General features: G+C 67.5%; 28 protein-coding genes. 15 read left to right on the forward strand and 13 right to left on the reverse strand.

The annotated features are described in order from the left end of the window. From AC2EAL_RS08815 to AC2EAL_RS08840, 6 genes are all read right to left on the reverse strand, one after another. Complete coding sequence (locus tag AC2EAL_RS08815) at positions 1 to 1,800, reverse strand: nickel-dependent hydrogenase large subunit (protein WP_484723822.1); 1,800 nt, start codon at positions 1,798 to 1,800, stop codon at positions 1 to 3. A 3-nt stretch (positions 1,801 to 1,803) separates the two neighbouring features. After that, positions 1,804 to 2,889 carry a hydrogenase small subunit gene (locus AC2EAL_RS08820; RefSeq protein ID WP_484723823.1) on the reverse strand — a complete coding sequence of 362 codons (1,086 nt, stop codon included), beginning with the start codon at positions 2,887 to 2,889 and terminating at the stop codon, positions 1,804 to 1,806. Between the two features lie 168 nt (positions 2,890 to 3,057). Next, positions 3,058 to 5,331 (reverse strand): carbamoyltransferase HypF, encoded by a 2,274-nt coding sequence (gene hypF, locus AC2EAL_RS08825; RefSeq protein WP_484723824.1) that lies wholly within the window; start codon positions 5,329 to 5,331, stop codon positions 3,058 to 3,060. Between the two features lie 153 nt (positions 5,332 to 5,484). After that, positions 5,485 to 6,909, reverse strand: coding sequence for a nickel-dependent hydrogenase large subunit (locus AC2EAL_RS08830; RefSeq protein WP_484723825.1), 1,425 nt, complete (start codon positions 6,907 to 6,909; stop codon positions 5,485 to 5,487). Further along, positions 6,906 to 7,892: an NADH-quinone oxidoreductase subunit B family protein gene (locus AC2EAL_RS08835; protein WP_484723826.1), complete on the reverse strand. Its 987-nt coding sequence runs from the start codon at positions 7,890 to 7,892 to the stop codon at positions 6,906 to 6,908. Before AC2EAL_RS08835 ends, AC2EAL_RS08830 begins: the two co-directional genes overlap by 4 nt. Continuing rightward, positions 7,889 to 9,214 carry a sensor histidine kinase gene (locus tag AC2EAL_RS08840; RefSeq protein ID WP_484723827.1) on the reverse strand — a complete coding sequence of 442 codons (1,326 nt, stop codon included), beginning with the start codon at positions 9,212 to 9,214 and terminating at the stop codon, positions 7,889 to 7,891. Before AC2EAL_RS08840 ends, AC2EAL_RS08835 begins: the two co-directional genes overlap by 4 nt. A 288-nt stretch (positions 9,215 to 9,502) precedes the next feature. On the opposite strand from AC2EAL_RS08840, the gene AC2EAL_RS08845 reads away from it, so the two are divergent. The 12 genes from AC2EAL_RS08845 to hypE are packed head-to-tail and all read left to right on the forward strand — an operon-like array spanning position 9,503 to position 18,410. After that, a complete protein-coding gene (locus AC2EAL_RS08845; protein WP_484723828.1) occupies positions 9,503 to 10,105 on the forward strand; it encodes a HyaD/HybD family hydrogenase maturation endopeptidase in 603 nt (200 codons plus the stop codon). Further along, positions 10,105 to 10,425 carry a HypC/HybG/HupF family hydrogenase formation chaperone gene (locus AC2EAL_RS08850; RefSeq protein ID WP_484723829.1) on the forward strand — a complete coding sequence of 107 codons (321 nt, stop codon included), beginning with the start codon at positions 10,105 to 10,107 and terminating at the stop codon, positions 10,423 to 10,425. The genes AC2EAL_RS08845 and AC2EAL_RS08850 overlap by 1 nt, the downstream gene beginning before the upstream one ends. Positions 10,426 to 10,428: 3 nt before the next feature. Next, on the forward strand, positions 10,429 to 10,845 hold the full coding sequence (locus AC2EAL_RS08855; RefSeq protein WP_484723830.1) for a thioredoxin domain-containing protein: 417 nt from the start codon (positions 10,429 to 10,431) through the stop codon (positions 10,843 to 10,845). A 9-nt stretch (positions 10,846 to 10,854) separates the two neighbouring features. Then, entirely contained in the window at positions 10,855 to 11,688 is an 834-nt protein-coding gene (locus AC2EAL_RS08860; RefSeq protein WP_484723831.1) for a hydrogenase expression/formation protein, read from the forward strand. Continuing rightward, complete coding sequence (gene hybE / locus AC2EAL_RS08865) at positions 11,685 to 12,443, forward strand: [NiFe]-hydrogenase assembly chaperone HybE (RefSeq protein WP_484723832.1); 759 nt, start codon at positions 11,685 to 11,687, stop codon at positions 12,441 to 12,443. Before AC2EAL_RS08860 ends, hybE begins: the two co-directional genes overlap by 4 nt. Further along, positions 12,440 to 13,282 (forward strand): HupK protein, encoded by an 843-nt coding sequence (locus AC2EAL_RS08870; RefSeq protein ID WP_484723833.1) that lies wholly within the window; start codon positions 12,440 to 12,442, stop codon positions 13,280 to 13,282. The genes hybE and AC2EAL_RS08870 overlap by 4 nt, the downstream gene beginning before the upstream one ends. Continuing rightward, on the forward strand, positions 13,275 to 13,616 hold the full coding sequence (gene hypA / locus AC2EAL_RS08875) for a hydrogenase maturation nickel metallochaperone HypA (protein WP_484723834.1): 342 nt from the start codon (positions 13,275 to 13,277) through the stop codon (positions 13,614 to 13,616). The genes AC2EAL_RS08870 and hypA overlap by 8 nt, the downstream gene beginning before the upstream one ends. After that, positions 13,616 to 14,494 (forward strand): hydrogenase nickel incorporation protein HypB, encoded by an 879-nt coding sequence (gene hypB / locus AC2EAL_RS08880; protein WP_484723835.1) that lies wholly within the window; start codon positions 13,616 to 13,618, stop codon positions 14,492 to 14,494. The genes hypA and hypB overlap by 1 nt, the downstream gene beginning before the upstream one ends. Next, a complete protein-coding gene (locus AC2EAL_RS08885) occupies positions 14,491 to 15,969 on the forward strand; it encodes a sigma-54-dependent transcriptional regulator (RefSeq protein WP_484723836.1) in 1,479 nt (492 codons plus the stop codon). The genes hypB and AC2EAL_RS08885 overlap by 4 nt, the downstream gene beginning before the upstream one ends. Positions 15,970 to 15,972: 3 nt before the next feature. Then, the gene (gene hypC, locus AC2EAL_RS08890) at positions 15,973 to 16,254 is read left to right on the forward strand and encodes a HypC/HybG/HupF family hydrogenase formation chaperone (protein ID WP_484723837.1); all 282 of its coding nucleotides are present in this window, start codon (positions 15,973 to 15,975) and stop codon (positions 16,252 to 16,254) included. Next, a complete protein-coding gene (hypD, locus tag AC2EAL_RS08895; RefSeq protein ID WP_484723838.1) occupies positions 16,251 to 17,387 on the forward strand; it encodes a hydrogenase formation protein HypD in 1,137 nt (378 codons plus the stop codon). Before hypC ends, hypD begins: the two co-directional genes overlap by 4 nt. Next, positions 17,388 to 18,410, forward strand: coding sequence for a hydrogenase expression/formation protein HypE (gene hypE, locus AC2EAL_RS08900; RefSeq protein WP_484723839.1), 1,023 nt, complete (start codon positions 17,388 to 17,390; stop codon positions 18,408 to 18,410). It begins immediately after the preceding gene. Positions 18,411 to 18,497: 87 nt separating this feature from the next. Here hypE and AC2EAL_RS08905 read toward each other — a convergent pair whose 3' ends face one another. Beyond that, positions 18,498 to 19,316, reverse strand: a complete 819-nt coding sequence (locus AC2EAL_RS08905) for an IclR family transcriptional regulator (protein WP_484723840.1) — start codon at positions 19,314 to 19,316, stop codon at positions 18,498 to 18,500. Positions 19,317 to 19,450: 134 nt separating this feature from the next. Between AC2EAL_RS08905 and AC2EAL_RS08910 the strand changes: the two genes are divergently transcribed. The 3 genes from AC2EAL_RS08910 to AC2EAL_RS08920 are packed head-to-tail and all read left to right on the forward strand — an operon-like array spanning position 19,451 to position 22,300. Continuing rightward, the gene (locus AC2EAL_RS08910; protein ID WP_484723841.1) at positions 19,451 to 20,590 is read left to right on the forward strand and encodes an extracellular solute-binding protein; all 1,140 of its coding nucleotides are present in this window, start codon (positions 19,451 to 19,453) and stop codon (positions 20,588 to 20,590) included. Then, positions 20,587 to 21,738, forward strand: coding sequence for a CaiB/BaiF CoA transferase family protein (locus AC2EAL_RS08915; protein ID WP_484723842.1), 1,152 nt, complete (start codon positions 20,587 to 20,589; stop codon positions 21,736 to 21,738). Before AC2EAL_RS08910 ends, AC2EAL_RS08915 begins: the two co-directional genes overlap by 4 nt. Further along, a complete protein-coding gene (locus AC2EAL_RS08920; protein WP_484723843.1) occupies positions 21,731 to 22,300 on the forward strand; it encodes a MaoC family dehydratase in 570 nt (189 codons plus the stop codon). The genes AC2EAL_RS08915 and AC2EAL_RS08920 overlap by 8 nt, the downstream gene beginning before the upstream one ends. A 17-nt stretch (positions 22,301 to 22,317) precedes the next feature. Here AC2EAL_RS08920 and AC2EAL_RS08925 read toward each other — a convergent pair whose 3' ends face one another. From AC2EAL_RS08925 to AC2EAL_RS08950, 6 genes are all read right to left on the reverse strand, one after another. Beyond that, positions 22,318 to 23,157, reverse strand: a complete 840-nt coding sequence (locus AC2EAL_RS08925) for a fumarylacetoacetate hydrolase family protein (protein ID WP_484723844.1) — start codon at positions 23,155 to 23,157, stop codon at positions 22,318 to 22,320. An 11-nt stretch (positions 23,158 to 23,168) separates the two neighbouring features. Beyond that, on the reverse strand, positions 23,169 to 23,906 hold the full coding sequence (locus tag AC2EAL_RS08930; protein WP_484723845.1) for an SDR family oxidoreductase: 738 nt from the start codon (positions 23,904 to 23,906) through the stop codon (positions 23,169 to 23,171). 67 nt (positions 23,907 to 23,973) lie between these two features. After that, positions 23,974 to 24,420, reverse strand: a complete 447-nt coding sequence (locus AC2EAL_RS08935) for a MaoC family dehydratase (protein ID WP_484723846.1) — start codon at positions 24,418 to 24,420, stop codon at positions 23,974 to 23,976. Then, a complete protein-coding gene (locus tag AC2EAL_RS08940) occupies positions 24,413 to 25,474 on the reverse strand; it encodes a Gfo/Idh/MocA family protein (RefSeq protein ID WP_484723847.1) in 1,062 nt (353 codons plus the stop codon). The genes AC2EAL_RS08935 and AC2EAL_RS08940 overlap by 8 nt, the downstream gene beginning before the upstream one ends. Further along, positions 25,464 to 25,793 (reverse strand): L-rhamnose mutarotase, encoded by a 330-nt coding sequence (locus AC2EAL_RS08945; protein ID WP_484723848.1) that lies wholly within the window; start codon positions 25,791 to 25,793, stop codon positions 25,464 to 25,466. The genes AC2EAL_RS08940 and AC2EAL_RS08945 overlap by 11 nt, the downstream gene beginning before the upstream one ends. Beyond that, the gene (locus AC2EAL_RS08950) at positions 25,790 to 26,899 is read right to left on the reverse strand and encodes a mandelate racemase/muconate lactonizing enzyme family protein (RefSeq protein ID WP_484723849.1); all 1,110 of its coding nucleotides are present in this window, start codon (positions 26,897 to 26,899) and stop codon (positions 25,790 to 25,792) included. Before AC2EAL_RS08950 ends, AC2EAL_RS08945 begins: the two co-directional genes overlap by 4 nt. Between the last annotated feature and the right edge of the window lies 1 nt (position 26,900).

Raw genomic sequence — 26,900 nt, forward strand, 5'->3', positions numbered from 1 at the left:
TCAGCGGACCTTGACCTTGGCCAGTTCCTGGCCGTCGGGGCTCATCACATGCGTCGAACAGGCAAGGCAGGGGTCAAAGCTGTGCAGCGTGCGCAGGATTTCGACCGGCTCCTCGGGGCGTTCGACCTTGGTGTTCATCAGCGCCGCCTCGAAAGCCCCGATGTTTCCGGCCGTGTCGCGCGGGCTGCCGTTCCAGGTGGTCGGCACCACGCACTGGTAGTTCTCGATCCGGCCATCCTTGATCTTGACCCAATGCCCAAGTGCCCCACGCGGGGCTTCCGTCATGCCAACGCCCTTTGCCTCTTTCGGCCAGGTCGAGGGGTCCCATTTCGCGACATTCGCGGTCGACTCGTCGCCGTTCTTGATGTTGGCGACCAGCTTGTCGAAGAAGTGCTTCTGCAGACGCCCGCAGTATTCGCTTTCCAGCGCCCGCGCCGCCGTGCGGCCCAAGGTCGAGAACAGCGCCGAGACCGGCAGGTTCATGGTGCGGAGAAGCCCGTCGACCTGGTTCCTGATGTCCTCGTGGCCCTTGGCATAGCCCACGACATAGCGGGCCAGCGGGCCCACCTCCATCGCGTTGCCCTTCCAGCGCGGGGCCTTGATCCAGCTGTACTTCGCCGCCTCGTCCAGCTGTTCGATGTTGGTGCGGGTGCCCTTGGCGTTCGGACCGAGTTCGTATTTCGGCGCGGTCTCGCCATCCCAGGGGTGCAGGCCCTTGCCCGCTTCGGCACCGGCGTATTCATACCAGGAGTGGTCGACGAATTCCTGGATCTGCTCGGGGTCGCGGACATCGACGTCCAGCACCTCGTTCAGGTTGCCATTGATGATCGCGCCGCGCGGCAGGTGCAGGTTCCCGGCGCTGAAATCATTGGCGTTTTCCGGGATGTCGCCATAGGCGAGTACTGACTTGCCGGAAAGCCCACCGCCGTAGAGCCAGTTCTTGTAGAACCCGCCGATGGCGATGACATCGGGGATGTAGACGTTGGTGTTGAACTCGATGCACTTGTCGATGATCGAGGAGACGTGGTTCAGCCGCTCCATGTTGATCGCGCCCACGGCCCCCGTCGAATGGACGTTGATCGGGCAGGGCACGCCGCCCACCAGCCAGTTCGGATGCGGGTTCTTGCCGCCGAAGATCGTGTGGATCTTCACGATCTCCTTCTGCAGGTCCAGCGCTTCCAGGTAGTGCGTCGTCGCCATCAGGTCGGCTTCGGGCGGCAGCAGGTAGGCCGGGTTGTCCCAGTAGCCGTTCTTGAAGATGCCAAGCTGGCCCGACTCCACGAAAGCCTTCAGCCGGTTTTGCACGTCCCGGAAATAGCCGGGCGACGACAGCGGATGGCTGGGCGAGACCATCTGCTGCAGCTCGGAGGTCGCCTTCGGGTCCGCCTTCAGCGCGTTGACCGGATTGACCCAGTCCAGCGCGTGGAGGTGGTAGAAATGCACGACGTGGTCGTGGATCTCCAGGTTCAGCTGCATGATGTTGCGGATCGAGTTCGCGTTGTCCGGGATGGTGATCCCCAGCGCATCCTCGACCGCGCGCACGGATGTCAGCGCATGGGTTCCGGTGCAGACGCCGCAGATGCGTTCGGTGAAGGCCCAGGCGTCCCGCGGGTCGCGGCCCTTCAGGATCACCTCCAGCCCGCGCCACATCGTGCCAGTGCTGACCGCGTTGGTGATGACATTCTCGGCGTTGACGTTCACCTCGCAGCGCATGTGGCCTTCGATCCGGGTGACCGGGTCTACCACGACGCGGGTGCCGGTGGTGTCCAGAGTGAAGCCATTCGGGGTTTCGATCGTCATGGCTTAGCCCTCCACCTTGTCCTGCGTCTTCTTCTGTGCCCGCTTCAGCGCGCTGATCGCCGCATGGACCGCGACGGCCCCGCCGACGACGCCAGCAGCGGCCATGCCCACCTGGTCGGCGTTCTGTTCCACGCCGAACTGCTTGATGTTGGTCAGCCGGTTGTAGAACGACCCCTGATCCCAGAAGCCGTCCTCGGAACAGCCGATGCAGCCGTGACCGGACTGGATCGGGAAGCTGACGCCCTCGTTCCAACCCACGGTCGAACAGGCGTTGTAGGTGGTCGGCCCCTTGCAGCCCATCTTGTACAGGCAATAGCCCTTGCGCGCGTTGTCGTCGTCCCAGGCCTCGACGAACTGCCCGGCGTCGAAATGCGGGCGGCGATAGCATTTGTCGTGAATGCGCTGGCCGTAGAACATCGCCGGACGACCCTGGCGGTCAAGCTCCGGCATACGGTCGAAGGTCAGCATGTAGGTGATGACACCGGTCATGACCTCGGCGATGGGCGGGCAGCCCGGGATCTTGATGATCGGCTTGTCGGTGATGACCTTGTGGATTGGCGTGGCTTGCGTCGGGTTCGGCTTGGCCGCCTGGACGCAGCCGTAGGAGGCACAGGCGCCCCAGGCGATCACCGCCTTGGCCCCTGCGGCCGCCTCTTTCAGCTTCTCGACGAAGGGCCGCCCGCCGACGATGCAGAACATCCCGTCCTCGTTCAGCGGCGGGTTGCCTTCGACAGCCAGGATGTAGTTGCCCTTGTGGGTCTCCATCGCCTCGGCCAGCGCCGCCTCGGCTGCGTGACCGGCGGCGGCCATCAGGACGTGGGAGTAGTCGAGGCTGATCATCGACAGCACCACATCCTTGGCCAACGGATGCGCGCCGCGGATGAAGCTTTCCGAACAGCAGGTGCATTCAAGGCCATTGACCCAGATCACCGGGGTCCTGGGCTTTGTCTCCATTGCATGCGCGATCTGCGGCACGAAGGCCGGTCCAAGGCCCAGCGCGCTTGCCGTCAGCGAGCAGTACTTCATGAAACTTCGCCGGGTGATCCCCTGACGGCGCATGACCTCGTAGAAGGTTTCGATCTGGCTCAACGCTGGCCCTCCCTCTTGTCCCCAAAGGCGCATTCGCACCTCTCCGGTCTTAGGGAAGCAGCGTGTGCCGTGGCATACAAAGAAAAATGCCTGCGCTTTAGCCGCCCTTATTCTCTCTTGTTATCAATGCGATGTCTGGAGGGACGATCGGGGTTACCGGATGCGCGCTTACCGGCTTTCCATCTCGCTGGTTACGACCTTTGCACCCCGCAGCGCCCGCGCTGCTGCGATCACCGCCTGCCCCAGCGCGAGTCCCCCGTCATTCGCTGGCGTCACACGATGGGTCAGGACAGGCACGTCGCCCAGCGCGCGCAGGGTCAGGTCGCGCAGGAGCATGTTCTGGAAGCAGCCGCCGGACAGGGCCACGGCGAATGCCTCGCCCCGCTTTACCAATTCCCTCGCAGCCCCGGCAAAGGCGGTCGCAAGACCCTCATGGAAGGCCCGGGCCAAGCGCGGTTTCGAAACACCTGCGGCCAGCGCTGCGCGCGTCTCGGCCCAGATCGGCGCGGGGTCGATCCGGCCGTCCTGCAGGGCAAAGGTCAGGGTCGGCCCCTTATCTTCCGCCATTGCCTCCAGCCGCATCGCCGCCTCGCCTTCATAGCTGATGCCGCCGGGGCAGATCCCCAGCACCGCCGCAAAGGCATCGAACAGCCGCCCGGCGCTGGAGGACATCGGCGCGTTGATCCCCTTGGCCACAGCCTGCCGCAGCACCTCACGAGGGTGACCGGGGAACAGCTCATCCGCCCAGTCCGACAGCCCCGCCTGATCCAGCCTCACCAGCGCGTTCCGCCAGGGTTCCCGCGCCGCCCGGTCGCCGCCCGTCAGGGGTGCCGGTTTCAGCCAGGCCCGCCGCTCGAACCCCAGGTAATCCCCGATCAGAAGCTCCCCGCCCCAGATCGTGCCATCCGGCCCCAGACCCGTACCGTCCAGCACGATCCCGGCCACCTTGCCCCCGCCCAACGGCCAGCCGTTCTCGGCCAGGCAGGACGCCAGATGGGCGTGGTGGTGGAAGACCTCCGCCAACGGCAGGCCCATCGCCAGACCCGCCTGCGTCGCGCGGTAGCCGGGGTGGGCATCCACCGCCACCACCTCGGGCCGGTGGTCGAAGAGAGCGGAGTAGTCGGCGACAGCCTTGCCAAACTCCTCGGCGCACAGGGCGTCGTCCAGGTCGCCGAGATGGTGCCCCAGAAGGGCCTGCCCGTTCTTCAGCAGGCAGATTGCCCCCTTCATCTGCCCGCCCAAAGCCAGCACCTGCGGCGCGCCTTCGAACCCCTTGGGCAGCGGCAAGGTCCCCGGCACCCGCCCCCGCGCGCGGCGCAGGATCATCGGAGGATCGGCACGCTCGACGCTGTCGTCCAGCCGCCGGGCGATGTCGCGGTCGTGAATCAGGAAACCGTCGGCGAAGGCCGCGAGCTTCTCCCGCGCCTCGTCGTTGCCCACCACCTGCGGTTCGCCCGAGAGGTTGCCGGAGGTCATCACCAGCACCCCGCCGAATGCGTCCAGCAAGAGGTGGTGGAGCGGCGTGTAGGGGAGCATCACCCCGAGCGAGGTCATGCCGGGCGCCACGCCTTCCGGCAGCCGCCCGCGCGAGGGGACCAGAACGATCGGAGCGGCGGGGTCGTGGAGAAGGGTACGATCGGCCACGGACAGGTGGGCGATCCGGTCCAACGCGGGTTCGTGCCCCATCAGGGCGAGGGGCTTCGACGGCCGCCGCTTCCGCACGCGGAGGAGCGCCACCGCGTCGGGGTTCGCCGCGTCGCAGGCGAGGTGGAACCCGCCGAGGCCCTTGATCGCGACGATCCTTCCGCTTCGGAGGCAGGCCACCGCCTGCGCCAAAGGGTCGCCCGAGACCTCCTGCCCCGCCACCTCGTACCAGAGGCGGGGGCCGCAGGCGGGACAAGCTACGGGCTGGGCGTGGAAGCGGCGGTCGGCGGGGTTCTCGTACTCTGCGCGGCAGGCGGGGCACATCGGGAAGGCGGCCATTGTGGTCTGCGACCGGTCGTAGGGCAAGCCCTGCAGGATCGTGAAGCGGGGGCCGCAATGGGTGCAGTTGGTGAAGGGGTAGCCCTGGCGGCGGCCGGGGGCGCGGATTTCGGCGGCGCAGGCGGGGCAGGTCGCGGCGTCGGGGGTGACCCGGGTCTCGGCACCCCTGCCGCGGCTGGGGGCGATTTGGAAGCCATCGGGAAGGTCGGCCAGGATGGGCGAGACCTCGACCGCGTCGACCCGGGCGAGGGCCGGGGCCCGGGAGGAGAGGGCTTCGGCGAAGGCGTCGATCCGGTCGCCGGCGGCTTCGATCCCGACGCCCTCGGCATCGTTCCAGACCCGGCCCCGCAGGCCCATCTCCTGGGCGAGCTGCCAGACGAAGGGGCGGAAGCCGACCCCCTGGACCTGGCCGCGGACCCGGATCAGATGGGCGGGCCGGGGGTCAGAAGGGGCGGGCATGGAAAAAGTGTCCACGGTGGACAAAACGCGCAATCCAAATGAAATCAATGGGTTGAAAATTTCTGTTAGGGAAATCTTCATAATTGCCCACGGGCCTTAGCGCCGCTGGATCGGGGGGCAATTCTTCGCAGAAGAATTGTGGGCGGGGCGACATCAGTGCACCGTGCAGACCATGCAGGGATCGAAGCTGCGGACGATGTGCTGGACGGCCAGCGGCACCGGGCCTTCGATCGGGGTGCCTTCCAGCGCGGCCTCCAGCGGGCCCGGAACGCCCTGCCCGTCCCGGGGGCTGAAGTTCCAGGTCGTCGGCGCGATGATCTGGTAACTGGCGATCCGCCCGTTCTCGATCCGCAGCCAGTGGCCCAGCGCCCCACGTGCGGCCTCGACCAGCCCGGCGCCAGTCCCGTGGCGTGGCATTTGGCCCCGCGCCATGAAGCTTTCGCCGGGGACGAGGTCGGCCACCCACTTCTCCATCATCAGCTGGGTCCGCGCCAGTTCCAGAAGCCGCCCGCCGACCCGCGCCAGGACACCGCCCTCGGCAGCCATCGCCAGGGCGAGCGGATGGCCATCCACTGCCTGCCGGGCGAGCGCGCCGACCTCCATCGGCAAGCCGCCCAGACGCGGGGCCTTGCACCAGGTATAGGCGGGGTCGGCCATCGCCTCGTCCGGGGTGGTCATGCCGTCGAAGGGATGCGCGGCCCGACCCTTCATCCAGGCGTGGCTCAGGTCTTCGACGATGCCTTCGGGCTGCACCGGGCCGGGCTGCGCCCCGACCAGCGTCCCGGCGGCGAAGGCGCGGCCATCGGCAAGGGGATAGGCCCCATAGGACAGATAGCGCCCTGCCCCGCGACCTAGGGTCGCAAGGCCCAGGTCAGCGGCGATCTCAAGGAACAGGGCCACATCGCCGCCCGGCCAGCGCATGAGCGCAGGAACATCGGGCAAAGCACAGAAATCCTCCAGCCGCCCGCCGAAGAGCACGGTTTCCAGATAGCGACGGAAGGCGCGGAGCGTTGCGGCAAGCCGCGCCTTTTCGCGCGGACCCGGTGCGCGGGTGACGCCGCCCGGCTGGACAGCCAGCGTATGCGGCCACTTGCCCGCCATCAGGCCCATGACGTGCAGAAGCTCGGCCCGCGCGGCCACGGCACTGCGCTGCGCCCCGCCTTCGAGCGCGGTGAAGCGCTCCACCGCCCGGCCATGCCAGGGCCGCCCGGCATAATCGGGCCGCGCGAAGTCGGGCATGAAGAACAGGTGGAAATGCGTCAGGTGGTCGGCCACGTTTTCCGCCGCATGGATCAGCGCCGCCGCCAGTGCGCCCTGCGGTGTGGGGGTCAGCCCCATCGCAGCGGCCAGGGCATGGGCCGCGGCAGAGGACTGGCTGATCGAGCAGATGCCGCAGATGCGCGGCGTGATGACCAGCGCGTCACGCGGGTCGCGGCCTTCCAGCATCCGTTCGAACCCGCGATAAAGGGGGGCATTTACCTGCGCGCGCGCCACCAGGCCATCGGCCAGGTCCAGCGTCACCTCAAGATCGCCCTCGACCCGGTTGAACGGGCCGACCACCAGCCGAGCCTCGGTCATCGCGGCTTGCGCAGAGTGGGCGGGACCACCACCCGGTCGGCCCGGGCATTGGCACCGATGCGGTCAGGGGTTGCGGCCTTCGACAGCGAGGCCAGCGCCATGAACCAGGCCTTGGGCATGTCGGTCGGCAGGCCCACCGGGATGCCCGCGATCTTGGGCGTTTCCACGAAGGCGTGGGCCGGGTCCTCGAACTGCGGTGCGGTGCAGTTGATGCAGGGGTAACCGCCGCGCGTGCAGGAGCCTTCGCCGTTCCAGGGCCGGATGTTGCAATCGCCGACCGCCTGCGTGCCGATGCAGCCGAGGTTTTCCATCATGCAGCCCTGTTCCGACAGGTCGCGGGCGCTGGCCTTGTATTCGTAGAACTCGTTCTTCGGGCAGCCGTGATGGACAAGGTGATCGGCGAAAAAGCGGGGGCGGGCGTAGCCGTCGACCGCGATGGTCTCGCCCGCTGCCAGCATCATCAGCGTCTCAGTCACCCAGCCTGGGTGCGTCGGGCAGCCTGCGACGTTGATGACGGCGGCGCCGGAGCCGCTGCGCCAGGCGGGCGGGAAGAGGCCCCCGGCATGCGCGCCGTCATATTGCAGGCCGACCGCATCGGTCGGGTTGCCGCCCGCCGCGGTGACCCCGCCGAAGGCCGCGCAAGAGCCTACGGCGATCACATGCCGGGCGCGTGGGGCGATGCGTTCCACCCAGTGCATCAGGCTGACACCGGTGCCCGACAGCATCTGGAAGCGCCCCGTGCCCGCTGGCCCCCGCGCGATCGCGCCTTCGACGCAGAGGATGTCGAGCGTGATGCGCCCCTCGGCCACATCGTCGAGGATCGCCCGCGCTTCGGCCCCGGTTTCCAGCGACAGGGCGGGGTGCCAGAGAAGGCGGATGCCGGCGTCTTCCAGCGTCTCGATCACGCCGGGGCTTTCGGCGCAAAGGAGCGACATGGTGCAGCCGCCGCAGCCCGAGGCCTGGAGCCAGAGGAGCGTGGTCATGCTGCGTCCCCTACCGGCAGGGACAGGCGGAAAGAGGCGCCCTGGAGCACGTCACACAGGGTGAGCGAACCGCCGTGTTCCTCGGTGATCTTGTGGCTGATCGACAGGCCAAGGCCGGTGCCGCGCCCGACGGGTTTGGTGGTGAAGAACGGGTCGAAGATCGCAGTCCGTAGCTCGGCGGGGATGCCCGGGCCGTTGTCGGCAACGGTCAGCACGGCGCGGTCACCCTGGCGTTCGACTGACAGCCGGATCGTGGCGTCGGCCTGACCCTCGAGCGCGTCGACCGAGTTCTGGACGAGGTTCATCACCACCTGCTGGATATGCCCGGCGCGGCCAAGGACCTGGACGGGTTCCATCGGATCCATCTGGAGCGTCACCGGCTGCTTCATCCCGCGCGCCACCCAGCTGGCGGCGACGCGCACGGTTTCGGCCAGGTCGAACACCGCCATCTGGCCCGAGCCGTCCGAGGACAGGCGGCGCAGGTCCTCGACAATGTCGCGCACCCGCTCCGCCCCGTCACGCGCGCCGTTGATCGCATCGCGGAGGTTCGCCACCTCACGATCCAGGCGCAGGTCGGCGCGAAGCTGGATCAGCTCATCCCGGCTGGCGCCGTCCTGGACGCGGGCGAAGTAGGTCTCGAACTTGCCGGCATAACGTTCCAGCGCATGGGTGTTGGCGTAGACGAAGCTGATCGGGTTGTTCAGTTCGTGCGCGACCCCGGCGAGGAGGCGGCCGAGGGAGGCCAGCTTTTCGTTGCGGACAAGCTGGGCCTGGGCGGTCTTCAAGGCCTCGTGGCTTTGGCTGAGGTCGGCATAGGCGGTGCGGAGGGCACCAAGGGGGCGGCCGGTCAGGACGAAGCCGTCGACCCGGCCACGGTCGTCGAGGCGGGGGGCGATGGAGATGTCGAGGGGCTCAAGGCCGGCTTCCGTCTGCAGGTTGGCCTCGAAGCTGGCGGTGCGGCGCTGGTCCTGGACGGTCTGCAGCATGGCGAGGACCAGGGGGCGGTCGGCCTCGACGAACATTTGGGCGAGGGGTTCGTGCAGCACGGTGCGCCCCGGCCCGGCAAGCTGGACGAAGGACTGGCTGGTGCGCGCGATGCGGCGGTTGCGGTCAACGACGATCAGGACGTCGGAGACCGAGGACAGGATCGCCGTCAGGAAAGTGCGCATCTCCTGCAGCTCGGCGTTCTGGCGTTCGAGCTGTTCCTGGTAGCCCACGAGGTCAGCATAGGTGCGGTCCATCGCCGACAGCACCTCGACCCAGGCGTCATCCGAGAAATGCGCCGGGCGGTCGGGATCGAGAAGGCCGTGCAGGGGTGCCATGGCGGAATCATAGAAGCGAGCCGGGTGCGGGAACAGAAAAATCGTCGGGGCGTGGGGGCGGGAAGGTGGCTGGCAGAAAGGCTTGCATCGGCGGCGCAGAGTGGAAGGATAGTTTGCAGTTTGATGCCAAGCGACCCGCGTGCCATCCAGAATTCGCCTGCAAATTCAGTTTCTTGGACTTTTCCTTGGGCAAAGGGCTTTTTGCTGTCCTGAGACGCTGAAAACCATACTCTCACTTCAAGGCGAAACTGAAAGGGTTTCGACCAGACGAAACCGGGGGGACGGGCGGTGAGGGTTCTGATTCTGGGCATCGGCAATGTCCTTTGGGCGGATGAGGGCTTTGGCGTCCGCTGCGTCGAGGCGATGGCCGAGACCCACGCCCTGCCCGATACGGTGCGTCTTCTGGATGGCGGGACGCAGGGGCTGTACCTTCTGCCCTTCCTGGAAGAGGCCGAGGCGCTGATCGTCTTTGACGCCATCGACTACGGCCTGCCCCCCGGCACGATGAAGGTGGTCCGCGATGGCGAGGTGCCCTCCTTCATGGGGGCGAAGAAGATGAGCCTGCACCAGACCGGCTTTCAGGACGTCATCGCCACAGCGCAGTTAATGGGCTATTGCCCCGAGCGGATGGTGCTGATCGGCTGCCAGCCCGTGGAGCTGGAGGATTACGGTGGCGGCCTGCGCCCGGCGGTCGCGGCCCGCATCCCCGAGGCGCTGGCCATCGCGCGGGGCATCCTTGCCGACTGGGGCGTGCCGGTGGCCGAGGGCCGCACCGACAGCCCGCTTTTGGCCGACCCGTCGATCCGCCGTGACGCCTATGAGGCGGGGCGCCCGTCCGAGGCCGAGGCCTGCCGCACCGGCGATGACCGTTTCTTTCCCGGAGCCGCGTGATGTGCGTCGGCATTCCCCTGCAGCTCATCTCCATCGACGGGATCGTCGGCCAGGCGCTGGAGGACGGGCGCCCTACCCTTCTCGACCTGTCGCTCCTCCCCGACGCCCGGGTTGGCGACTGGGTGCTGGGCTTCCTTGGCACCGCCCGGGAGATCCTGCCGGAAGCCGAGGCGCTGCTGATCCGCAAGGCGCTGGCCGGTCTGTCGGCCATAATGGCGGGGGGCGACGCGGGCGATGCCTTCGCCGACCTTGACGCCCGCACGCCCCGCCTCCCCCCCCATCTGCAAGCCGCGCTGGACGCGGGCCAAGCCACAGGGTGACCCATGCACGACCACGCCCCTTACGACCTGCCGCCTGCCACCGACCTCCACCCCCTGATCGCAAGGCTGGAGACCGAGTTCGGCTATCCGCGCCTGGATAGCGACGCCGAGGTGGCCGCGTTCCTGTCCCGCCCCGGCGTGCATTGCCTGTTCATCCCCGGCGACGCGCGCCGCAACCTGGAGACCGCCGATGCGGCGGTGATCCTGCCGGAACTGCGCCAGGCCTTCCAGGGCGCTTTCGACTGCGCCGTGATCGACGACTCCATCGAGGCCGACTTGCGCGAAACCTACCGCGCGCTGAAGACGCCCGGTCTTCTGTTCTTCCGCCAGGCCGAATACCTGGGCGGGATCGAGAAGGTCCGCGACTGGTCGGACTACCTGGCCCGCATCACCCATTTCCTGTCGCTGAAAGCCGCTTGAGGTTTGCCCATGGTTTCGCCCTTCACGATGCCCCCTGCCGGTTTCGGCCCCGGCTCGCAGCCCGATCCGGAGGGCGACCTGCAGTACATGTCGATGCCGTCGGGGATGCGGGTCTACACCCCCCATATCCCCGACGCCGACGACGCGGCGGCCATGACCGAGGCGGTGGCGATGCTGACCCGGATGGCCGAGGCCTGCGAAGCGGTGGCCAAGGGTGCGGCCCCGGTATCCTTTGACCTGGCAACCCTGTCGCCCGGGGCGCGCGCCGTGATGGCCGATGCGCTGGGTCAGGGCGAAGTGTCGATGAAGGTGCGCGGCAAGCCTGCGGTCATGGTGCAGGAAAGCGTCTTCGCCGGGGTCTGGCTGATGCTGGCAGCCGGGATGGATGTGGTCGAGGTGGCGCCCGTCCCCTCGCTGGTCCTGTCGCGCGCGCACTTGCCGCATCGCCCGGCCATTGGCGTCCTTGCGCGCCGCGTGCCGGGGCTGGCCAATGCGCCGGCGATCCTGGCGGAATTGGTCGACAAGTCGCTGACCCGCCAGCCGGGGACCCTGGCGCATGTCGTCAACCTGTCGCTGTTGCCGCACACGCCCGAGGACCTGGACTGGCTGTCCGAGGCGCTTGGCGAAGGCGCGGTCACCGTCTTGTCGCGCGGCTATGGCAACTGCCGCGTCACCGCCTGCGCGCAAGCCCATGTCTGGAAGGTGCAATTCTTCAACTCGATGGACACGCTGATCCTGGACACCTACGAGGTCTGCGAGATCCCCGAGGTCGCCGTTGCGGCGGTCGAGGATCTGGAAGACAGCGCCATCCGCATCCGCGACGTGATCGGGGCGATCCAATGACCCCGGGATTCGAGGGCAGCTTCCTGGGGTCGGCCGACAAGATCAGCCCGGCGGCGATCATGGAATGCAAGATCTGCTGGACGCCCTATGACCCGGCGGTGGGCGACGAGACCCGGCAGATCGAACCGGGCACCTCGTTCCTGGACCTGCCCGAGGACTGGACCTGCCCCGGCTGCTCTGCCCCCCGCGCGCAGTTCCTGGTGCATGACGACCCGGGTGCTCCGGCGGCGGCCCAGCGGGCGGAGATGGAGGCGCGGACCAAGGCGCTGGTTGCCGATTTCACCGAGGTCTTCCATTCCCGGATGCGCGACCTGCCGATGGTCAACCAGGCGCTGCATGTGCAGGCCGTGGGTTTCCAGCCGCATGAGGGCGGGTTCCTGGGGATCCTGGTCGCGCCCTGGTTCATGAACCTGGTGTTCCTTCCTGGGCCTGACCGTCCGGCGCTGAAGGTCGGGGCGAAGGAGGTGCTGGCCTTCCCCTCGGGCGAGTACGAGTTCATGCATGCGAGCCGCGAGATGGTGGGGCCGTACATGGCCTGCGCGCTCTTCTCGCCGATGGGGGATTTCACCAGCCAGCTGCAGGCGGTGGACGTGGCGCGCGCGGCGATGGGAGAGCTCTTCAAGGCCGAGAACCGGGAGGAGACCGACCGTGCCGCCGAGATCCGCGCGAGGCGTGAGGCAGAGCTTGCGCCGCCGCCCGAACCCGAGGCCGAGCCGTCGCGCCGCAGGCTGATCACCGGGGGGATGGGCGGATGACGCTGGGGGCGGCAGAGGTTGTCTTGGGCGCGGGGGGCTGGCAGATCGACCGGCAGCCCGGGCCGGACCTGGCCGCCCTGTTGACGGGTCGTCCAGTGGCGGAAGTGGCGGCGCTGCTGCCGCGTCTGTTCAACCTGTGCCGGATGGCGCAGACCACGGCGGCGCGGCTGGCGCTGAGGCTGGACCACGCGCCCGACACCAGTGCCGAGGTGGTGCAGGATCACCTGGCGCGGCTCTATGTCACCCTGCGCCGGGCCTTCGACCTGCCGCCCCTGCGCCCCGATCCTAAAGCCGTGACGTACCTGCCGCGCGGTCTGGCGGGGCTGGCGGAGTGGCTGGCGGCTCCACTGCCAGCGGCGGAACTGGGCCGGGCGGTGTTGCGCAGTTTTCCGAAAGGGGTGGGTGTAGTGCCGGTCCTGCCCTGGCCTGAGGGCACGGAGGTGGGGGCGTTCGAGAACTCCCCTGCCGGGCGGCAGGCGGGGCATCCTCTCTTGCGGGCCGTGGAGGCCGATCAGGGCCGCAGCCCGCTGTGGCGTTATCTGGGATTGCTGGCGGATCTGGAGGGTACGCGGGACTTGGCCGCGCCGCGACGGTTGGCCGATGGGACGGCGGTGGTGCAGGCGGCGCGGGGGGCCTATGCTTTGCGGCTGGGTCAGGCCGGGGGGCTGGTGACGGGGGTGGTGCGGGTGACCCCCACGGACCACCAGCTGGCACCGGGCGGTGCCTTGGCTCGCGCGCTGGCAAGCCTGCCGGGTGACCGACCCGACCTTGTCGCAAAGCTGGTCGCGCTGCATGATCCCTGCATTCCGGTCACGGTCCGCGAGGTCCACCATGCATGAGATGAGCCTCGCCGAAGGCATCCGCAGCATCGTCCTTGACCAGGCGCGGTCACATGGGTTCGCAAAGGTCCGCGTGCTGCGGCTGGAGATCGGGCGCTTTGCGGGGGTGGAAAAGCCCGCTCTGGAGTTTGCCTTCGACGTCGTCATGCGCGGCAGCCCAGCCGAGGGCGCGCGGCTGGAGATGATCGACCTGCCCGGGCAGGCGCTCTGCTACAACTGCGGGAAGACGGTGGAGCTGGCCGACCGGCTGGACCCCTGCCCGATGTGCGGTGGCGGCAAGCTGATCCCGCAGGGCGGGGACGAGATGCGGATCAAGGACATGGAGGTGGCGTGATGTGCACGGTTTGCGGCTGCGGGGACACGGTGACGGCGGATGGCAAGGTGATGAGCCATGACGAGGCGCATCGCCTGGGTCTGGCCCACAGCCACGCGCCCGCCTTCCAGCCCGCGGCCCCTGCCCTGCCCTTCCCGCATGTCCAGGCGAAGGGGCATCACCACCACGACCATCACTATGGCAAAGGCCCCGCCGGGGTCTCGGTGCCGGGGATGTCGCAGGAGCGGCTGATCGAGGTGGAGACGTCGATCCTGGCCAAGAACGACGGCATCGCGGCGGCGAACCGTCGGGTGTTGAACGCACTGGGGGTCTTGGCGCTGAACCTCGTCTCCAGTCCCGGGTCGGGGAAGACCACGCTGCTCTGCAAGACGATCGAGGCCCTGGGCGACGCGCCGCTCGCGGTGATCGAGGGCGACCAGCAGACCAGCGCGGACGCCGACCGCATCCGGGCGACGGGGGCGCGGGCGATCCAGATCAATACGGGCAAGGGGTGTCACCTCGACGCGCAAATGGTCGGCCATGCCATCGACGACGTGCGTCCGCGCCCCGGGTCCTACCTCTTCATCGAAAACGTCGGCAACCTCGTCTGCCCCGCCGCCTTCGACCTGGGCGAGGCCGCCAAGGTCGCGATCCTGTCGGTGACGGAGGGCGAAGACAAGCCGCTCAAATACCCCGACATGTTCACCGCCGCGCGACTGGCCATCCTGAACAAGACCGACCTTGCGCCCCATTGCGACGTGGACCTTGACCTGTACGAGGCGAACCTGCGTCGGGTGAACCCCGGGATCGAAATCCTGCGCGTCTCGGCCCGCACCGGCGAGGGGATGCCCGCCTGGCTGACCTGGCTGCGCGCCCGGCTTGCCGAGGCGCAGGCATGACCGGCACGCGCCCCACGCTACTCCTCGTCGATGACGAGCCGCATTCGCTGTCGGCGATGCGCATGGCGCTGGAGGACGAGTTCGACTGCGTCACGGCCACCGACGCCGAAACCGCGCTGGCGCGGATGGAGGAGGAATGGGTGCATGTGGTGATCTGTGACCAGCGGATGCCGGAGCGCACAGGGGTTGAGCTGCTGACTGACCTGCGCGACCGCTGGCCGGACACCGTGCGGATCATCATCACCGGCTATACCGACCCGTCCGCCATGGCGCAGGCCATCAACGATGCGGGCATCCACCAGTTCATCACCAAGCCCTGGCATCCCGACCAGCTGGTGATGGCGGCGCGGAACGGTGCGCGGCTGTTCCAGCTGGCGCGCGACAACGAGCGCATGGCGCTGGAGATGCGGTTCCTCGCCTCGACCAGCCAGACCAAGCTGGAAAAACGCCGCACCGCGTTGCGCGACGGGATGGGGTTCGAGACGCTGCTCCGCAGTCCGCAAAGCCCGATGAACGCGCTGATCGAGATGGCGCGGCACTATGCGAGCTTTGACGTACCCGCCCTGCTGCTGGGCGAACCCGGGACCGGACGCGCGCGGCTGGCGCGGGCGATGCACTATGGGTCCTTGCGGTCGGACAAGCCGTTCCATGCCATCAACCTTTCCGGCCTGCCCGAGGACCTGGCGGCGGTGGAGCTGTTCGGGGCCAAGCGCGGCGTCTTGCCGGGCGGGGTGAACAAGATCGGCCTGGCGCAGAAGGCAGACCGGGGAACGCTGTTCGTGGAAGGCATCGAACAGGCCGCGCCCGCGCTGCAACTGGCGCTGTGGCGGCTGGTCGATGAAGGCAGCTTCAGCCCCGTGGGCGGGCAGGAAGTGCTGACGACGAACCTGCGACTGATCGCCGGGGCTGGGCCGGACCTGCCCGCCCGGGTGGCCGATGGCCGTTTCCGGCCCGACCTCTACTTTGCGCTGAACGTGGCCGAGATGGCGATCCCGCCCCTTCGCGCCCGGCGGGGGGACGTGGCGATCCTGGCCCAGCATTTCTTGTCCGACCTGGCCGCCGCGCACGGCAAGGCCGCACAGGGCTTTGCCCCCGCCGCGCTGGAGTTTCTGGAGAACTACGACTGGCCCGGCAACCTGCGCGAGTTGCAGAACGAAGTCACCCGGATGCTGATCTTCGCCCGCAGCCCGATGCTGGGGGCCGACCTCATCAGCCGCCCGATCCTGCAGGCGCTCCCCTCTGACGAAGGGGCCGACCGCACGGCGCAGGCGGTGCTCATGTCGGACGGCACGCTGAAGGACCGGGTCGAACTGATCGAAATGCGCATCCTGCGCGAGACGCTGACGCGCCACCGCTGGAACAAGAGCCGGGCGGCGGTGGAACTGGGCCTGAGCCGCGTGGGACTGCGGGCGAAACTGGACCGCTACGGGATCGCCGATCCCTCGGGCCAGATGCAGGACGAAGAGGAGGAATAGGCCATGTGTCTGGGGATTCCGGGCAAGATCACCGCAATCACCGATGCCGCCCGCCTGATGGCTATGGCCGAGGTCTCGGGCGTGCGGCGCGAGGTCAACGTGGCATGCGTCGCAGGCAACGACCTTGAGGCGCTGGTCGGGCAATGGGCGCTGATCCATGTGGGCTTTGCGATGAGCCTGATCGACGAGGACGAGGCAGAGAAGACGCTGGAGGCGCTGCGCGATCTGGGCGAGGCGCAGGAGACGCTGGAGCAGATGGCGGCTGCGGAAAGGGCGCTGGCATGAAATTCGCATCCGAATTCCGCGATCCGGTCGCGGCCCGCGCACTGCTGGCCGCCATCGCCCGCAAGGCCGACGAGATCGGGGCGACGCGGGCAAAGCCGGTCCACATCATGGAAATCTGCGGCGGGCATACGCATTCGATCTTCCGCTATGGCCTCGACAAGCTGATCCACGAGGGGGTGGAGTTCATCCACGGCCCGGGCTGTCCGGTCTGCGTCTTGCCGATGGCGCGGGTCGATGAATGCGTGGAGATTGCCGAAAAGCCAGGCGTGATCTTCACCACCTTCGGCGATGCGATGCGGGTGCCGGGGCATCGGAAGAGCCTGTTGCAGGCCAAGTCCGGCGGGGCCGACATCCGCATGGTCTATTCGCCGCTGGACGCGCTGGAACTGGCCCGCCGCAACCCCGGGCGCGAGGTGGTGTTCTTCGGCCTGGGGTTCGAGACGACGACTCCGTCAACGGCGTTGTCGATCCAGCAGGCGGCGCGCGAGGGGCTGAGGAATTTCAGTGTGTTCTGCAACCACATCACGGTGCCCGAACCGATCCGGGCGTTGCTGGGGGACCCGGACATGGTCCTGGACGGGTTCATCGGGCCGGGGCATGTGTCGATGGTGATCGGCACGCATCCCTATGATTTCATTGCCGAGGAGTTCGGCAAGCCCATCGTGGTGGCGGGGTTTGAACCCACGGACTTGCTGCAGTCGGTGCTGATGGTCCTGACCCAGGTGGCCGAGGGCCGCGCGGCGGTGGAGAACCAGTATGCCCGGGTGGTGCCGGAGCATGGCAACCCGGTCAGCTTGGCCGCCATCGCCGATGTCTACGAACGTCGCCCAACGTTTGAGTGGCGGGGCCTGGGGGAGATCGACGCGAGCGGTCTGCGCATCCGGGCGAAATACGCGGCCTTCGACGCCGAGGAGAAGTTCGGCATCGGCTATGCCACTGGCCGCCGCCAGGTGCCCGAGGTCGAGGGTTGCGCTTGCGGCTCGGTGATGGTGGGCAAGCTGAAGCCGACCGGGTGCCCGCAGTTCGGCAAGGGCTGCACTCCGGAAATGCCCTTGGGCGCGCTGATGGTGTCCTCGGAAGGGGCCTGCGCGGCCTATTGGCAATATGCGGGTGCGCGGGTGGCGGCGGAATAGATGGCGTTGCGCGACACCCATGTGACCATGGCCCACGGCGGGGGCGGGCGGGCCATGCGCGACCTGATCGAGGAGGTCTTCACTTCGGTCTTCCAGCCGCCCGGCACGGATGACCAGGCCCGGCTGATGACGGAGGCCCTGCAGGAACCCGGCGCGCGGCTCGCGTTCACTACGGACAGTTTTGTCGTCACTCCGCTGGAGTTTCCCGGCGGCGACATCGGCACGCTGGCGGTCTGCGGCACGGTCAACGACCTGGCGGTGGGCGGGGCGCGGCCCCTGTGGCTGTCGGCGGCTTTCATCATCGAGGAGGGCTGCGAGATCGCGCTTCTGCGCCGGATCGTCGCGTCGATGGCGGCCGAGGCCGCGCGGGCCGGGGTGCGGATCGTCACGGGGGACACCAAGGTCGTCGAGCGCGGCAAGGGCGACGGGGTGTTCATCACCACCGCCGGGGTCGGGGTCATTCCGCCGGGCCTGGACTTGGGGCCGCAGAACATCCGGCCGGGCGACGCGGTGATCGTCAACGGCGTCTTGGGCGACCATGGCGCCACGATCCTGGCCGCCCGGGGCGACCTGGCGTTGTCGGTGGACCTGTCGTCCGACTGCGCGGGGCTGGGGCACCTGATGCAGGCGGCGCTGGCGGCGGCACCCGACCTGCGTGCGGCGCGGGACTGCACCAGGGGCGGGCTTGCCTCGGCGCTGAACGAACTGGCCGCAGAGGCCGGGGTAGCGGTCGAACTGGACGAAACCGCCCTGCCCCTGCGCCCCGAGGTGGCGGGGGTGTGCGAGCTTCTGGGCCTCGATCCGCTGTATCTGGCCAACGAGGGGCGGCTGGTCCTGTTCTGCCCGCCCGACCGGGCCGAGGCGGTGGTAGCAGCCTTGCGCGCGCTGCCGCATGGCGAGGGGGCCTGCGTGATCGGCAAGGCCCTGCCCGGCCCCACCGGTCGGGTCACCCTGCGCACCGCCTTTGGCGGGGGGCGGCTGGTCGACATGCTGATCGGCGAGCAGTTGCCGCGCATCTGCTAGGGCCGTGATCGGCGCAGCGCTGACCCGGCGTTCCGGCCCAGGGCAAGGACCCAGGCGCTTGCTCTGCCGCTACCTGTCGGCATGCCTTCAGCTTTCGCGGTTTGCTCCGGCCCCGAGTCGCTGCGAAATCATTGCCGCCATCGCAAGCAGCTCTTCCCGGGCCCCGTCGACAGTGGCCGTGTTGGTGCCAGACAGGCGGCGGACGAAGGGAATGGTGATTGCCGCGATGACCCGGCCGGTCATGTCGCGAACGGGGGCGGCAATGTTGACGACGCCGGCAATGGTGAAGGATTCGTTCTGCGCGTAGCCCGCAGCGCGAACGGAGGGCAGGTCGCGCACAAAGGCCACCTGACGGTCATCGGTGCCGGGCCCCGCCTCGGCCAGCAAGGCCGCAAGGGACTCGGCATCCATCCAGGCAGCCAGCACGCGGCCTGAGGAGGTGTCATAAAGCGAGATCTGCGCACCAAGGCGGACGGCGGTGATGTTGTTGTCGTTGCAGTCGACCTGCGCAATGACCAGCACCTTGCCGGAATGCAGGATTGCCATGTGCATCGACTGGTTGATGCGGTTGGCCAGTTTCTGCATCGCCTCTCCCGCGATGCTGGTCAGGCGGCGGACCGGAGGATGGCGGTGGGCAATCTCGAACAGCTTGGTGGTCAGGCTGTAGCGGTCGTCCTCTTCGTTCAGGTGCACATAGCCGCGCTTGCGCAGGACCATCAGCATCCGGAAGATTTCCGACGTCGTACGGCCCAGCGTCTTGGCAATCTCGGCCTGGGTCTTGCCTTCAGCCTCGCTTGCCAAATGCTCCAGAATGTCGAGACCTTTCGAAAGCGCCGGCGCGCGATACTTTTCTTCCGGGCCTTCGGCCTCTTCGAGGTCGTCCTCGTCCTGATCCTTGCGCGGCATGCTGATCCCCTTTCGCTGGTGGTAGCATGGGTTCAAATCTGAAATCAAATGATCCAGAATGTTTGAAATGTAAAAATACCTTTTACTTGTGAACTTGTGCTTGCTACTAATCCGGTGAGGGCGGAGGACGAGACTTGGCGACGGAAATCGATCTCAGGGGGATGACGTGGTCCGATCCGAGGGGCTACGATCCGGTCGTAGCCGCTGCGGCCGAATTTGCCCGGCTGCACCCCGGTGTACAGATCGAATGGGACAAGCGGTCGCTTCAGGGTTTTGAATCAACGCCGGTGGATGAACTGGCCGCGACCTATGACCTGATGGTGATCGACCATCCGCATGTTGGCGCTGTAGTGGCGGATGGCTGCCTGTTGCCCATCGACCAGCATGGCGATGCAGAAAGCCTTCTGCGGCTTGAGGGCGAGACGGTGGGCAAGAGCTTTGCCTCGTACCGGCTGGCCGGGCGGCAATGGGCGCTGCCCATCGATGCCGCGACCCAGGTGCAGGCGATCCGGCCTGACCGGCAGGCCGCCCCGCTACGGCGCTGGGATCAGGTGATGGAGGCCGCGCGCGAGGGGGCAGTGCTGTGGCCCTTGCGCCCGCCGCATGTGCTGATGGGGTTCTTCACCCTGGCGGCAAATCTCGGCGATCCCTGCGCCGTCACCCGCGGCCCCCTGGTCAGTCGCGCCACGGGCCTTGCCGTGCTGGAGGCGCTGCAGGCCCTGGCCGAGCTGGTGGACCCCGCCTGCCGGGCGATGGACCCGATTGCCGCCCTGAACGCGCTGGCCGAAAGCCCTCGGCATTGGGTCATCCCACTGACCTACCTTTATGCCCCCTATGCGCGCGAAGGCTATCGCCGCAACCGGATTGCCTTTTGCGATATCCCCGCCATCGGAGCCGGTGGCCCCATCGGATCGGCCCTTGGCGGGACGGGAATCGCCGTGTCGGCGCACACCCGTCATCCCGAGCTGTGCACCCGCTTTGCCCTTTGGCTTGCCTCGGCCGCGGTGCAGCGGGGCCTCTATTCGGCCAGCAACGGCCAGCCCGGCAATGCCCGCGCCTGGGGCGATGCGGCGGTGAATGCCGCTGTCGGAAATGCCTATGCCAACACCCGCCTCACGCATGAGGCCGCCTGGCTGCGTCCGCGCCACAAGGGCTATATGGCGTTTCAGGAGGAGGGCAGCCAGATCGTCCTTGACGCGATCACAGGCCGCACCTCCCATGCCGCAGCACTGGATGCGCTGGACCAGAGATTCATCGAAAGCTTCCCGGAATGACACCTCCTCCCCTGCCGCTTGCGGGACTGCGCGTCCTTGATTTCAGCCAGTTCCTTGCCGGTCCCTATGCCGCGCTGAAACTGGCCGACATGGGCGCGGACGTGGTGAAGGTGGAACGGATCGGCACGGGCGACCTGTCGCGGCACCTGTACCTGACCGACACGCGGATCGGCGGCGAAAGCACGATCTTCCATGCGATCAACCGCAACAAGCGGTCGGTCGCGGTGGACATGAAATCCGAAACCGACCGGGCGGCGCTGCGGGATCTGGTCCGGGGCGCGGATGTGGTGCTGCAGAACTTCCGCCCCGGCGTGATGGAGCGGCTGGGCTTTGGGTATGACGCCGTGCGGGCGATCAATCCGAAGGTCGTCTACGGGTCGGTCACCGGCTATGGCACCGAGGGCCCCTGGGTGGACCTGCCGGGGCAGGACCTACTGGCGCAGGCGCGGTCGGGAATGATGTGGCTGACCGGCGGAGCCGAGGACGGGCCGGTCGCGGTGGGCCTGCCCATCGGTGATGTGCTGGCGGGGGCGGCGCTGGCGCATGGGGTTCTGGCGCTGCTGTTCCGGCGCGAACGCCACGGAATTGGCGGGCTGGTCGAGACCTCGCTGATCGAGGTGCTGGCCGACCTGCAGTTCGAGCTTCTGACCACCTGGCTGAACGATGGCGGCCGGATGCCCAAGCGCTCGGCGCAGAACCCGGCCCATGCCTATCTGGCAGCGCCCTATGGGGTCTATGCCACGGCCGACGGGCATGTGGCGATTGCGATGGGCAAGCTGGACATCCTTGCCGGCATCACCGGGCTCGACCCCGCGACGGCTGGGCTGGACCCCTTCGCCGCGCGCGACCGGATCAAGGCGGGCCTGGCGGCGGCGCTGGCGACAAAGCCCAACGCCGACTGGATGGAGGCTTTCATCGCCGCCGACATCTGGGCCGCCCCGGTCATGGACTGGCAGGCGCTGGTGGCGACCGGGATGATGGAGACGCTGGACATGCTGCAGGAGGTGCAGCGCGGCGAGGTGCGGCTGAAGACGACGCGGCTGCCGATCAAGTTCGACGGCGCACGACCAGCCGCATCCCGTGCGGCACCCGCGCTGGGAGATGCGAACGATCTCTTGTCACAGGGATGGGGGACACGGAATGGCTGAGATTGGCGTTCATGCACGCGCGATGGCGGGACTTCCGGCGGACCACGCCGCGATACCGGTCTGGAATTCCGAGGACTGGTACTTCGAGGACTTCGTGATCGGCGACAAGATCCGCTCGATCCGGCGCACCATCGCCGAGGGCGAGTCGATGATGTTCAACAGCCTGGTCATGGACCACCACCCCTATGTCAGCGACGAGACCTTCGCGCGTGAGGAGGGCGTCTTCGGTCGCCGTCTGGTGGCGGGGGCCTTCGTCTTTTCGCTGGGGCTTGGGCTGGCGGCGACGAACTGCCTGAATTCGTTCAGCTACGGCTATGACCGGCTACGGTTCATCAAGCCGGTGTTCATCGGCGACACGATCTACACGATCCGCGAGAACCTGTCGAAAGAGGTGCACAACCTGACGATGGGCAAGCTCAAGGTCAGCTATTCGGTGTACAAGGGCGAAGGGGAGCTTGTGCTTTATGCCGAACACCTGCTGACCGCGCTTTACCGCGATCCCGCGACCTTTGCGGCCGAGGCACAGGCGAAGATGGCCGCGAAAGAGAAGTCCCGCGCCTGACGGGGCGAGCTTGGCCGTCAGCTGTCGGCGACACAGACCTGCCGCTGCTGGCCCAGGCCCTCGATCCCCAGCTCCACCACGTCGCCGGGCTTCAGGTACTGCGGCGGCTTCATGCCCAAGCCCACACCGGGCGGGGTGCCGGTCGACACCACATCGCCCGGATGCAGGGTGAAGAACTGCGACAGGTAGCTGACAAGAAAGGGCACCTTGTAGACCATCGTCGCCGTGCTGCCGTCCTGCATCCGCTTGCCGTTCACCTCCAGCCACATGCGCAAGGAGCCCGGGTCCGGCACCTCGTCTCGGGTAACGAGCCAGGGGCCGATGGGGCCGAAGTTGTCCGACGACTTGCCCTTGGACCACTGGCCCGAGCGTTCCGCCTGGAAGCTGCGCTCGCTGACATCGTTGCAGACAAAGAAGCCTGCGACATGATCCATCGCGTCGGCTTCGGTGATGTACTTGCCGGGCTTGCCGATGACGAAGGCCAGTTCCACCTCCCAGTCAGTCTTCACCGACCCGCGCGGGATGATGATCGGATCGTTCGGCCCGCAGACCGCGCTGGTGTATTTGGCGAAGATCACCGGTTCCGGCGGGACGGCCATTCCGCTTTCTGCGGCATGGTCGCTGTAGTTCAGCCCGATGCAGATGAACTTGCCGATGCCGCCTACGCAGGCACCGAGCCGAGGGGTACCCGTGACCAGCGGCAGGCTGGAGGGGTCGACGCCCCTAAGGGCAGCCAGATCGGCCAGAACAGGCCCCGATATGTCGGCGACATGGCCAGACAGGTCGCGCAACCGGCCCTGCGGGTCGATCAGTCCGGGCTTTTCCTGGCCCCGGTCGCCATAGCGGCACAGCTTCATTGCATCCCCCGTCAGGCGGTCCAGCCACCATCGATCACGTGTTCGGTCCCGGTGGTAAAGCCGGATTCGTCCGCCGCCAGATAGCAGACCAGCGCCGCCACCTCTTCGGCCAGGCCAAGACGGCCCATCGCCTGCCGGGCAATGAAGGCCTGCAGCGCGCCCTCATAGTCGCCGGTGGCCCGCAGCCGTTCGTGCAGGGAGGGGCTGTCCACCGTTCCCGGGCAGATCGCGTTGCAGCGGATACCTCTGGTCACATAGTCCGCCGCCACCGCCCGCGTCAGACCCACGACCGCCGCCTTTGAGGCGGAATAGACCGCACGATTGACCGGACCCTTCTTCGGCCCCGCGACCGAGGACATGTTGATGATCGACCCAGCCCCCTTGGCCAGCATCCCGGGCAGGAAGGCGCGGATCATCCGGAACTGGGCCTTGGCGTTCAGGTCGAAGGCGAAATCCCATTCGGCCTCGGTCGCCTCAAGCACTGTACCGCTGTGCACGACCCCGGCGCAGTTGAACAGGATGTCGACCGGCCCGACTTCTTCGGCCAAGGCGGCGATGGCGGCGGGGTCCAGCACGTTCAGCTTGCGTGCCGTGATGCCCGGCACCCGCGCAAGTTCGGCCAGGGCCCCATCGTTCACGTCCGTCGCGATGACCCTTGCGCCCTCGCGGGCCATGCGTTCGGCGCTGGCCCGTCCGATGCCTTGCCCCGCGGCCGTGACCAGGGCGGTCTTTCCAGTCAGTCGTTCCATCGTCATCCTCCTGCAACGCCCGCCACATACCGGCGCCGGGTGGCCCCAGCCGCACGGGCGCAGATGGTCATGGCCGCCGTTCCACCATGTAGATGTGATCGGCCACCAGCACCGTTTCGCCCTTCTGGTTGGTGACCGTCAGTCGTTCGGTCACTCGGCCGAAACCGGGGCGCTTCTCCATCGGCTCGGTGGCGATGATCTCCACGCGTGACCGGATCGTGTCCCCGATGAAAACCGGTTTCACGAATCGCAGCCGGTCGTAGCCGTAGGAGAAGGCGACCGGGTTGATGATGGTGGCCGTCAGGCCGACGCCGATGGTGAAGACCATCGTGCCATGGGCGATGCGCTGGCCGAAAGGCAGGGTCTTGCAGAATTCGGCGTCAAGGTGATGCGGAAAGAAGTCGCCCGAATGGCCGGCATGGACGACGAAATCCGTCTCGGTGATGGTGCGACCCGTCGTGTCGCGCCCTTCGCCAATGACAAAGTCTTCGAAGTACTTCACCTGTTCAAGCATCAGGCGTCCCCTTGATCGGATGGGCCGGCAGCGCGGCACTCTCATAGGCCGCCTCGACCAGCGCCATGGTGTGCCAGGCATCCTCGGCACTGCCAAGCAGGCTGGCATCCTCGCCCACGGCAAAGCGCATGACCTGGGTGAAGCGGCCCAGGAAGGCCTCGATGAACCAGTTGCCGATGAGCGGCACCTGTTCCCATCCTGCGCCGGTGTTCAGCCACAACTCGTCCGGTTCGCCCTTCGGATAGTCCAGGTTCACCCCCAGCTTGACATAAGCCGCGCCCTTGGTGCCGCAGATGCGGAACTCGCAGGCCTGGAAGCGGCGGCCGAAACTGTGGTTGTGGTTGATCGACAACGCACAGCGCACGTTCTGGCCGTAGTCCAGGATCATCGCCGTGCGGGTGTTCGACACGGTCGAGGACGGATGGCCCATGGTCCGGGCATGCACCCCCTGCGGATTGCCCAGAAGGTCGCGGATCGCATCAAGGTAGTGGATCGAGTGCAAGAGGATCTCGACTCGCGGCAGGTTGGCCAGGAAGGCAAACAGATGCCAGGGCGTGTCCACTGCCAAGAGCCCGTCGACATCGACCAGTTGTCCCAGCTTGCCCTGCGCGATGGCCTCCTTGAGTGCCAGCAGGGCGGGCGCGAAGCGGAGCTGGAAGTTGACGGCAGCCTTGAGACTTTTCCTGCGGCAGATGCGGATGATCCGGTCCGCCTCGGCCAGGTCCGAGCCCATCGGTTTCTGCATGATGCAGACTGCACAATCGGGAAGCTCTGCCAGCAGGTCGGCATGGGCGTCGGGGGGCGTGGCCAGGTCGTAGACCGCACCTAGGCCCAGCGCCGTCGCCTCGGCCACCGAGGCAAAGGCGCTAGTGCCGTGCTTTGCCGCAACCGCCTGCGCCTTGGCCTGATCCGGGTCGTAGATCCCTGCCACCGTGAAGCCGAGCCGGGCATAGGCGGGAAGGTGCGCGTCGGTCACGATGGACCCCGCGCCGAAGATCACGACGGGCAGGCTGGTCTTCGGCAGGGGCAGGGACTGACGCAGTTCAGTCGACATGGAAGATCTCGGTCATGTCGGCCCACCATTCGCCCTCTTTCCGGGTGTCCAGCGGGCGTTGCAGCGGCATGTTGATCGCCCACCAGCGCTGGGTTTCCGGGTCCGAGGCCATCTTCGCCATGTCGGCGGCCAGGTCCGTCCCGTGGTATTCGAAGTACGAGAACATCAGGTTCTCGGGCTCTTTCAGGTAGATCGAGTAGTTGCGGATGTTGCAGTCGGCGATCTTGGCTAGCACGCCGGGCCAGACGGCGGCGTGCAGCTTGCGGTATTCGGCCTTGCCCTCTTCCGACAGGCCGATGACGGACCCATAGCGTTTCATGCTGTCACCTCGAAATGGCTGCCCGGTGCGCGGCGGGCGGTCAGCGCGTCTTCGTCCCAGTCTATCCCCAATCCAGGTCTTGTGGGGGCCAAAGCGAAGCCACCCTCGCGCGCCATCGGGGCGGCAATGTCGTCCAGCTGCGGGATGTATTCCAGCCAGGGCGCGTTTGGCACGGCGCAGACCAGACTAACGTGGATCTCCATCAGGAAGTGGGGACAGATCGACAGGTTATGCGCCTCGGCCATGTGGGCGACCTTGAGCCAGGGGGTGATGCCACCGATGCGCGCCACATCGGCCTGCACGATGCCGCAGGCGCCGGCGACGATGTAGTCGGCGAACTGGCCGGGGGAATAGAGGCTTTCGCCCACCGCGATCGGCACGCGCGAGAGGCGGGCCAGACGGGCGTGGCCGGCGATGTCGTCGGCGGGAAGCGGTTCCTCGAACCAGCCGATGTTAAGGCCTTCCAGCAGGGGCAACCGACGCGCGGCTTCGGCCGCGGTCATCGATTGGTTGGCGTCGGTCATGATCTCGTAATCCGGACCCAGCGCCGCGCGCACCGCCTCCAGCCGGGCAGCATCGCCTGCGACGGTCGGCTTGCCGATCTTGATCTTCGACCCCAGGAACCCGCCCGCGCGCATCGCCAGCGCATCCTCGACCAAGGCCTGGGGTTCCAGGTGCAGCCAGCCGCCTTCGGTGGAATACATCGGCACCCGGTTCTTGGCCCCGCCCGCCAGAACATGCAGCGGCAGCCCCGCCCGCTTGCCCCGCAAATCCCAGAGAGCGGTGTCGATGGCGGCCAGCGCCAGCGACATGATCGGCCCCACGGCGGTCGCATGGCTGGTGAAGAGAAGGTCGCGCCAGATGGCCTCGATCATCTCGGCCTCGCGCCCCATCAGCGCGGGCAGCAGGGTGTGGCGGAGGAGCGCCAGCACCGAAGGACCGCCGTCACCGATGGTGTAGCTGTAGCCCCGCCCCGTCGCGCCCTCGGCATCGGTCAGGGTGACGAAGATCGTCTCCTGGCTCTTGAAGCTTTGTATAGCGTCGGTGCGTTTGACCTTGGGCAACAGATCGACAAGGAAGGCCTCGGCCCGGGTGATGCGCGGCATG

This window comes from Tabrizicola sp. T74, from assembly GCF_057219935.1.

What these genes read in the sequence shown, in the direction of transcription:
- AC2EAL_RS08815 (WP_484723822.1), bottom strand. Translation starts at nt 1,800, where the DNA reads ATGACGATCGAAACCCCGAATGGCTTCACTCTGGACACCACCGGCACC.
- hypF (WP_484723824.1), bottom strand. Translation starts at nt 5,331, where the DNA reads ATGCCCGCCCCTTCTGACCCCCGGCCCGCCCATCTGATCCGGGTCCGC.
- AC2EAL_RS08830 (WP_484723825.1), bottom strand. Translation starts at nt 6,909, where the DNA reads ATGACCGAGGCTCGGCTGGTGGTCGGCCCGTTCAACCGGGTCGAGGGC.
- AC2EAL_RS08835 (WP_484723826.1), bottom strand. Translation starts at nt 7,892, where the DNA reads ATGACCACGCTCCTCTGGCTCCAGGCCTCGGGCTGCGGCGGCTGCACC.
- AC2EAL_RS08840 (WP_484723827.1), bottom strand. Translation starts at nt 9,214, where the DNA reads ATGGCACCCCTGCACGGCCTTCTCGATCCCGACCGCCCGGCGCATTTC.
- AC2EAL_RS08850 (WP_484723829.1), top strand. Translation starts at nt 10,105, where the DNA reads ATGTGCGTCGGCATTCCCCTGCAGCTCATCTCCATCGACGGGATCGTC.
- AC2EAL_RS08855 (WP_484723830.1), top strand. Translation starts at nt 10,429, where the DNA reads ATGCACGACCACGCCCCTTACGACCTGCCGCCTGCCACCGACCTCCAC.
- AC2EAL_RS08860 (WP_484723831.1), top strand. Translation starts at nt 10,855, where the DNA reads ATGGTTTCGCCCTTCACGATGCCCCCTGCCGGTTTCGGCCCCGGCTCG.
- hybE (WP_484723832.1), top strand. Translation starts at nt 11,685, where the DNA reads ATGACCCCGGGATTCGAGGGCAGCTTCCTGGGGTCGGCCGACAAGATC.
- AC2EAL_RS08870 (WP_484723833.1), top strand. Translation starts at nt 12,440, where the DNA reads ATGACGCTGGGGGCGGCAGAGGTTGTCTTGGGCGCGGGGGGCTGGCAG.
- hypA (WP_484723834.1), top strand. Translation starts at nt 13,275, where the DNA reads ATGCATGAGATGAGCCTCGCCGAAGGCATCCGCAGCATCGTCCTTGAC.
- hypB (WP_484723835.1), top strand. Translation starts at nt 13,616, where the DNA reads ATGTGCACGGTTTGCGGCTGCGGGGACACGGTGACGGCGGATGGCAAG.
- AC2EAL_RS08885 (WP_484723836.1), top strand. Translation starts at nt 14,491, where the DNA reads ATGACCGGCACGCGCCCCACGCTACTCCTCGTCGATGACGAGCCGCAT.
- hypC (WP_484723837.1), top strand. Translation starts at nt 15,973, where the DNA reads ATGTGTCTGGGGATTCCGGGCAAGATCACCGCAATCACCGATGCCGCC.
- hypD (WP_484723838.1), top strand. Translation starts at nt 16,251, where the DNA reads ATGAAATTCGCATCCGAATTCCGCGATCCGGTCGCGGCCCGCGCACTG.
- hypE (WP_484723839.1), top strand. Translation starts at nt 17,388, where the DNA reads ATGGCGTTGCGCGACACCCATGTGACCATGGCCCACGGCGGGGGCGGG.
- AC2EAL_RS08905 (WP_484723840.1), bottom strand. Translation starts at nt 19,316, where the DNA reads ATGCCGCGCAAGGATCAGGACGAGGACGACCTCGAAGAGGCCGAAGGC.
- AC2EAL_RS08915 (WP_484723842.1), top strand. Translation starts at nt 20,587, where the DNA reads ATGACACCTCCTCCCCTGCCGCTTGCGGGACTGCGCGTCCTTGATTTC.
- AC2EAL_RS08920 (WP_484723843.1), top strand. Translation starts at nt 21,731, where the DNA reads ATGGCTGAGATTGGCGTTCATGCACGCGCGATGGCGGGACTTCCGGCG.
- AC2EAL_RS08925 (WP_484723844.1), bottom strand. Translation starts at nt 23,157, where the DNA reads ATGAAGCTGTGCCGCTATGGCGACCGGGGCCAGGAAAAGCCCGGACTG.
- AC2EAL_RS08930 (WP_484723845.1), bottom strand. Translation starts at nt 23,906, where the DNA reads ATGGAACGACTGACTGGAAAGACCGCCCTGGTCACGGCCGCGGGGCAA.
- AC2EAL_RS08935 (WP_484723846.1), bottom strand. Translation starts at nt 24,420, where the DNA reads ATGCTTGAACAGGTGAAGTACTTCGAAGACTTTGTCATTGGCGAAGGG.
- AC2EAL_RS08940 (WP_484723847.1), bottom strand. Translation starts at nt 25,474, where the DNA reads ATGTCGACTGAACTGCGTCAGTCCCTGCCCCTGCCGAAGACCAGCCTG.
- AC2EAL_RS08945 (WP_484723848.1), bottom strand. Translation starts at nt 25,793, where the DNA reads ATGAAACGCTATGGGTCCGTCATCGGCCTGTCGGAAGAGGGCAAGGCC.
- AC2EAL_RS08950 (WP_484723849.1), bottom strand. Translation starts at nt 26,899, where the DNA reads ATGCCGCGCATCACCCGGGCCGAGGCCTTCCTTGTCGATCTGTTGCCC.